Annotated in this window: 7 protein-coding genes; 6 read left to right on the top strand and 1 reads right to left on the bottom strand. The window is 65.1% G+C overall.

What is annotated here, in order from left to right:
• Both EOA27_RS20910 and EOA27_RS20905 read left to right on the top strand, forming a co-directional pair.
• Window positions 1–658 (top strand): cation transporter (locus EOA27_RS20910; RefSeq protein WP_127257045.1); only part of this gene is annotated, 658 nt, incomplete at its 5' end.
• 35 nt (window positions 659–693) lie between these two features.
• Entirely contained in the window at window positions 694–1,098 is a 405-nt protein-coding gene (locus EOA27_RS20905; RefSeq protein WP_126080156.1) for a GFA family protein, read from the top strand.
• A 1-nt stretch (window position 1,099) separates the two neighbouring features.
• Here the strand turns inward: EOA27_RS20905 and EOA27_RS20900 are convergent, their stop codons facing one another.
• The gene (locus EOA27_RS20900; protein WP_126080157.1) at window positions 1,100–2,347 is read right to left on the bottom strand and encodes a DNA recombination protein RmuC; all 1,248 of its coding nucleotides are present in this window, start codon (window positions 2,345–2,347) and stop codon (window positions 1,100–1,102) included.
• A 103-nt stretch (window positions 2,348–2,450) separates the two neighbouring features.
• On the opposite strand from EOA27_RS20900, the gene def reads away from it, so the two are divergent.
• The 4 genes from def to truA form a co-directional block, all read left to right on the top strand.
• Window positions 2,451–2,981, top strand: a complete 531-nt coding sequence (gene def, locus EOA27_RS20895; protein WP_126080158.1) for a peptide deformylase — start codon at window positions 2,451–2,453, stop codon at window positions 2,979–2,981.
• Window positions 2,982–3,039: 58 nt separating this feature from the next.
• Complete coding sequence (gene fmt / locus EOA27_RS20890; protein ID WP_126080159.1) at window positions 3,040–3,975, top strand: methionyl-tRNA formyltransferase; 936 nt, start codon at window positions 3,040–3,042, stop codon at window positions 3,973–3,975.
• Window positions 3,972–4,478, top strand: a complete 507-nt coding sequence (locus tag EOA27_RS20885) for an N-acetyltransferase (protein ID WP_126080160.1) — start codon at window positions 3,972–3,974, stop codon at window positions 4,476–4,478. Before fmt ends, EOA27_RS20885 begins: the two co-directional genes overlap by 4 nt.
• A 21-nt stretch (window positions 4,479–4,499) precedes the next feature.
• The coding region (truA, locus tag EOA27_RS20880; RefSeq protein ID WP_127257043.1) for a tRNA pseudouridine(38-40) synthase TruA at window positions 4,500–5,163 on the top strand (664 nt) is incomplete at its 3' end.

The raw sequence follows: 5,163 nt of genomic DNA, 5'->3' as shown, positions 1-5,163 counted from the left end.
CATCCACATCATGGCGCCCGAACCGGTCGTCAACGCCAAGGTCAACTATATCGTGCTCGGCCTTTCGTTCTTGTTCGAGGGCAGCTCGTGGCTGGTGGCGCTGAGGGAGTTCCGCCGGCAGAAGGGCCGACAGGGCTGGTTCGAGGCCGTGCAGTCGAGCAAGGATCCGAGCGTCTACACCGTGTTGTTCGAGGACAGCGCCGCGCTGCTTGGCCTCGTCGTCGCCTTCGCCGGCATCCTGTCAGCGCAACTCCTGGAAAGGCCGGAGCTCGACGGCGTCGGTTCTCTTGGCATCGCCCTCATCCTTGGCGCCACAGCGATTTTTCTGGCGCGTGAGAGCAAGGGCCTGCTGCTCGGCGAACCTGCGTCGCCCGAGGTCCAGAAGAAGGTTCTGGCGATCGTCCAGCAGGATCCGGCCGTCCAGCAGGCGAACGGCATATTAAGCGTCCATGTCGGCCCGGAGGAGATCGTCGCGGGCTTGAGCATCGAATTCGAGGATCACCTCACCGCGCCGGAGATTGAAGCCTGCGTCGAGCGCCTGGAGGCAAGGCTCAAGAAGGAAATGCCGCAAATCTCCAGGCTCTTCGTCAAGCCGCAGGCGACTGGCACATGGGAGCGGCGGCGCAAGGCCATGGCCGAGGCTTCGGACGATAGTTAGGTTGAACGCAGCGAAGTTTGTGAGGAGCATAGTCTATGAAGATCGACGGCGGATGCCATTGCGGCGCGATCACCTATGAGGCGGAGGTCGACCCGGAAAAGACCTCGATCTGCCACTGCACCGACTGCCAGCAACTGACCGGCACGGCATTCCGCGTCACCGTTCCGGCACCGGAAAGCGACTACAAGATCATCAAGGGCGCGCCGAAGATCTACATCAAGGTCGTGGCAAGCGGCGCCAGGCGCGCCCAGGCCTTTTGCGCCGACTGCGGCTCGCATCTTTATGCAACGTCTGTCGGCGACGGTCCGAAGGTCTATGGCATCAGGGTCGGGACCGCCAGGCAGCGTCAGGACCTGGTTCCCAGACAACAGAAATGGCACCGCTCGGCGTTGCATTGGCTGCCGGAATTCGAGGGCATGACGACTCTCGAAGAGCAGTAGGCTATTCGCCGTCCTCGACGACCCTGAGCCTCAACTGGCCCGTCTTGGAGTCCGCCACACGCGCGCCGCCTTCGGCCTTCGCCGGGCGCGGCGCCTCGGTCTCGCCCTCGGCGAATTCCAGCGCCTCGATCTTCTGGCCGCGCTTGGTGACCTTCGACGTCGAGACCAGAATGTCGTCGATGTCCTTGGCCGCTTGGCCGAAATGCGTCTGCAGCCGGCGCACCCGCTCGTCGACCCTGGCCACATCCTCCATCAGCCGGATGACCTCGCCCTGGATCAGATGCGCCTGCTCGCGCATGCGGGCGTCCTTGAGGATCGCTTGGATAACCTGGATCGACAGCATCAATAGCGACGGCGAGACGATGACGACGCGGGCGCGGTGCGCCTTCTGCACCACCGCCTCGAAATTCTCGTGGATTTCCGCGAACACCGATTCCGAAGGCACGAACATGAAGGCGGTGTCCTGCGTCTCGCCCTGGATCAGGTATTTTTCCGCGATATCGCGGATATGCACCTCGATGTCGCGCCGAAAGGCCTGCGCCGCCACCTTCTGCATGTCGGCGCCCTCGGCGGCGCGGATGGCGTTCCACGCTTCCAGCGGGAACTTGGCGTCGATGGCCAGCATCGGCGCGCCGTTGGGCATTCGCACCAGGCAGTCTGGCCGGCTGCCATTGCTGAGGCTGGCCTGGAACTCATAGGCGCCGTGCGGCAGCCCGTCGGCGACGATCGCTTCCATCCGCGATTGGCCGAAGGCTCCGCGCGTCTGCTTGTTGGAGAGGATCGCCTGCAGCTGCACGACCTGCCCGGCAAGCGACTGGATATTGCCCTGCGCGGTGTCAATCACCGCCAGCCGCTCCTGCAGCTTGGCCAGGCTTTCATGCGTCGACTTGGTCTGCTCGGCCATGGTCTGGCCGATGCGGCCGGTCATGGCGTCGAGCCGCTGCCCGAGCGATTGCGTAAGCTCCGCCTGCCTGGCGCCGAAGACGTCGGCGATCGCGCCCATGCGCCCCTGCATCTCGGCCTGCGCCTGCATGATGTCGGCCATCCGCGCCTCGGTGTCACGGGCATGGTCGGCCGCTTCCGCCGCGGCGACCGCGCGCGCCTTGGCGGAGCGCCACAGGGCGATGACGAGCGCGGCGAACAGCACGACGAATAGGACAGCGACGATACCAAGCGCCTGTCCGAGCGTGACCGTGGTGGCGCCGAGCCGCGCGACCGGCTGCGAAAGGATGGAGGTCATGTCGTTCATGTGCGCAGCATAACCGATTCGCATCGCCGGAACAGATCAAAACGTGAACAGGGAAAAGCTGCCCCCGTTGACGCTTCTCCAGCGAAGTCTTAGGTGAGACGCCATGTCGATCAAGCCGCTCATCATCCTTCCCGATCCCGTCCTGCGCCAGGTTTCCAAGCCGGTCGAGCGCGTCGATGCCGATTTGCGCAAGCTCGCCGACGACATGCTGGAGACCATGTATGACGCGCCGGGCATCGGCCTTGCGGCGATCCAGATCGGCGAGCCGCGTCGGCTCCTGGTCATCGACCTCGCCAAGGAAGGCGAGGAGCCTCAGCCGCATGTCTTCATCAATCCCGAAGTGCTCGAGAGTTCCGACCAGCGTTCCGTCTATGAGGAAGGCTGCCTGTCGATTCCCGATTATTATGCCGAGGTCGAGCGCCCGGCTTCCGTGCGGGTGAAATATCTCGACCGCGAGGGCAAGCTGCAGGAGATACAGGCGGAAGGCCTGATGGCCACCTGCCTGCAGCACGAGATCGACCATCTCAACGGCGTGCTGTTCATCGACCACATCTCGAAGTTGAAGCGCGACATGGTGGTGCGCAAGTTCAAGAAGCTCGCCAAGGACAAGGCGCCGGGCAAGATGGTGGGCTGAGGGCCGTTTCGGCCGCGCGAGCACTTGAGCCTCCCGTAAGACAGGATCGCAGGACCTCATGCCGCATCGCGTCATCTTCATGGGCACGCCGGACTTTTCCGTGCCGACCTTGCGCGCCATCGCCGAAGCCGGTCACGAGATCGCGGCCGTCTACACGCAGCCGCCGCGTGCCGCCGGCCGGCGCGGGCTGGAACTGACGCCGTCGCCGGTGCAGCGCGAGGCCGAGCGGCTGGGGCTTGAAGTGCGGACGCCGACATCGCTGAAGGGCGAAGCCGAGCAGGTGTCATTCGCGGCCCTGCAGGCCGATGTCGCCGTGGTCGTCGCCTATGGATTGCTGCTGCCGAAAGCCATTCTGGACGCGCCGTGGCTCGGCTGCCTCAACGGCCATGCCTCGCTTTTGCCACGCTGGCGTGGTGCTGCTCCCATCCAGCGCGCCGTCATGGCGGGCGATGCCTTGACCGGCATGATGGTCATGAAGATGGAAGAGGGTCTGGATACCGGGCCGGTGGCTTTGGTTGAAAAAGTCGCCATCGCACCCGATATGACGGCCGGCGAATTGCATGACCGCCTGATGGTTCAGGGCGCCTCGCTGATGGTCGAGGCGCTCGCGCAGTTGGGGATAAATTGTCTGACATTTACCCCGCAGGCGGCGGAAGGGGTGACCTACGCCCGAAAGATCGATAAATCGGAGACACGCGTAGACTGGACGCGGCCTTCTGGCGAAGTCCACAATCACATTCGCGGCCTCTCGCCCTTTCCGGGCGCGTGGTGCGAGGTCGAAATTGGCGGCCGCATGGAGCGGCTGAAACTGCTTCGCTCGGCGCTCTCGGAGGGCGTCGGCGAGTCGGGAGGAATTCTCGATGACCGGCTGACGGTCGCCTGCGGATCGGGCGCGGTCAGGCTGGTCGAAGTTCAACGGGCGGGCGGAAAGCCTGCCGCCGCGCAGGAGTTCTTGCGCGGCGCCAAGATCGCAAAAGGAACGAAACTGACATGAGCATGATGTCGATACGCGCGGCGACGCCGCGGGATCGCGAGGCGATCCGCCTCGTCGAAGAACATGCCTTTGGCCAGCAGGCGGAAGCCGGGCTGGTCGATGCCCTGGTCACCGGCGGCGACGCCGTCGTCGAGCTGGTTGCCGAGGAAGACGGCCAGGTCGTCGGCCACATCCTGTTTTCCAGGCTTTACGTGCAGAGTGGCGGCAAGCGTTTCGCGGCCGTCGCCCTGGCGCCGCTGGCGGTCGAACCCTCCTTCCACGGCACCGGCATCGGCGGTGCGCTGATCCGCGAGGCGCATATCCGCCTCAAGGAAGCCGGCGAGACGCTGGCCGTTGTCCTGGGCGATCCAGTCTATTACGGCCGCTTCGGCTACACCCATGGCCGCGCCGCAAATTTCGACAGCGAGTATCAGGGCGAGGCGCTGCAGGCGCTGGCCTGGGGCGATGCGCCCGAGACCGGCAGGCTGGTCTACGCTTCCGCTTTCACCGCCTTGGCCGCCTAGGCTAAGGCAGCACAAGCTGGCATGCCGCGTTTTCGGCTCGATATCGAATATGACGGCAGCCAGTTCGCGGGCTGGCAGCATCAGGCCGACCAGCCCTCGGTGCAGCAGGCGATCGAGCAGGCGATCGAAAAGTTCTGCGGCGAAGACGTAAGAATACGGGCCGCCGGCCGCACCGATGCCGGCGTGCACGCCACCGCCCAAGTGGCGCATGTCGATCTTGCCAAAGCGTGGCCGGGCGACAAGGTGCGCGATGCGGTGAATGCCCATCTGCAGGCGGTCGGCGCGCGCGTCGCCATCCTCAAGGCGGCGGTTGTCGCCGATGATTTCGACGCGCGCTTTTCCGCCACCGGCCGCCACTATCTCTATCGCATCCTCAACCGTCGCGCGCCGCCGGCCCTGGAAAAGGGCAAGGTCTGGTGGGTGCCGAAACGGCTCGACGCCGAGGCCATGCACGAGGCGGCGAAAGTGCTGCTCGGCAAGCACGACTTCACCACCTTCCGCTCCACCCAGTGCCAGGCCGAAAGCCCGGTCCGCACGCTTGACCGCCTCGAGGTCAGCCGCGATGGCGATTTCATCGAGGTGCGCAGCTCGGCGCGCTCCTTCCTGCACAACCAGGTTCGCTCGATGGTGGGCTCCTTGCGGCGGGTCGGCGACGGCTCCTGGGGCGCGGGCGATCTCAAAGCTG

This window comes from Mesorhizobium sp. M2A.F.Ca.ET.037.01.1.1, assembly GCF_003998075.1.
Classification (GTDB): Bacteria; Pseudomonadota; Alphaproteobacteria; order Rhizobiales; family Rhizobiaceae; genus Mesorhizobium.
The sequence above is the reverse complement of the archived record's forward strand: the minus strand, read 5'-3'. Positions and strand labels throughout refer to the sequence as shown.

Excerpts from the sequence above, each read along its gene's own strand:
- EOA27_RS20905 (WP_126080156.1), top strand. The coding sequence starts at position 694 with ATGAAGATCGACGGCGGATGCCATTGCGGCGCGATCACCTATGAGGCG.
- EOA27_RS20900 (WP_126080157.1), bottom strand. The coding sequence starts at position 2,347 with ATGAACGACATGACCTCCATCCTTTCGCAGCCGGTCGCGCGGCTCGGC.
- def (WP_126080158.1), top strand. The coding sequence starts at position 2,451 with ATGTCGATCAAGCCGCTCATCATCCTTCCCGATCCCGTCCTGCGCCAG.
- fmt (WP_126080159.1), top strand. The coding sequence starts at position 3,040 with ATGCCGCATCGCGTCATCTTCATGGGCACGCCGGACTTTTCCGTGCCG.
- EOA27_RS20885 (WP_126080160.1), top strand. The coding sequence starts at position 3,972 with ATGAGCATGATGTCGATACGCGCGGCGACGCCGCGGGATCGCGAGGCG.